The organism is Prevotella brunnea (assembly GCF_008016795.1).
GTDB lineage: Bacteria > Bacteroidota > Bacteroidia > Bacteroidales > Bacteroidaceae > Prevotella > Prevotella brunnea.
In genome coordinates this window covers 1-943 of record NZ_SDIK01000107.1, presented here as the reverse complement: position 1 = coordinate 943, position 943 = coordinate 1, and the positions used below count along the sequence as shown (strand labels likewise).

1 protein-coding gene is annotated in these 943 nt (G+C 32.7%); it reads right to left on the bottom strand.

Features of this window, described 5'->3' with window-relative positions:
* Positions 1-145: 145 nt before the first annotated feature.
* Positions 146-943, bottom strand: a 798-nt coding sequence (locus tag ETF27_RS11245) for a restriction endonuclease subunit S domain-containing protein (RefSeq protein ID WP_205012822.1), incomplete at its 5' end; no start/stop codon positions are given.

Genomic DNA, 943 nt, shown 5'->3' with positions numbered 1-943 from the left:
TGCCAATCAAGCAAATTTACAACCGCTAAGAAGCTTTTTTAGCACCTTTAGCTCACGCCTTTGCATACAAACTTACAATGAATTTAGGCGTAATGGACATTTGGTAGGCTGAAAAGCTCCAAATGTCCATTACGCCGAAAATCATTTATAAATTGCCTATTTTAGCTTTATTCTTTATTCCCATTAAGTTCTCAGTTTTTCCAAGCAATGTGTATGATTGAGCCTTAATTTTAGCTTCTTGTTTTGCTAAAACTATTTGTTCAATATTTTTAGATAATTTTTCTTTGAGTGATCCGTCCGTTGGAATTGGTATCTTCACTTCCATAAGTCTATTCCCAAGCGTAGAAATCGTTCCTTGTCTGAATGATTTTGACTCAATTTGTTTTTGCACTATTTCTAAACCTAATAGTGCTAAAAGCAGATGTGGCGACAATTTTTTCTTATTAGTTACTTTTATCCTTCTAAAATGACTTTGAAAAACAATTTTTGTATCAGCCTCAGTTATCATTGCGGTTCTTCCCATCAGATATGTACCATCATTGACTACTAAAATATCTTCTGGTTCAACATTTTGTTTCTCTTTATATAGTTCGTATATATCTTCGGATAAACAATGGGTACAATCTGTTGTAATTTCCCAGTTAGAAACTTCAGAAGTTCTTACGAATGGAATGTCCCCCGTTCCATAGTTTTCACTACCCACCTCATTACCTCGACATACTTTTATGATTTCTTCCTTTTCTAAATCTCTAATAGTTTTTATTTCGTATTTGCCACTTTCAATATACGAATTCAATTCGTTTTCAATATCTGGGTTATAGTATTTGGGCAATAATATGTTGTTTCTTAGGTCGCTTATTTTCATTTTCCAGCCCAAGTGCGAATATTTATTTATCTTATCAATATTTTTTATATAATCTGGAATTAGAGAAATCTCGTCCTC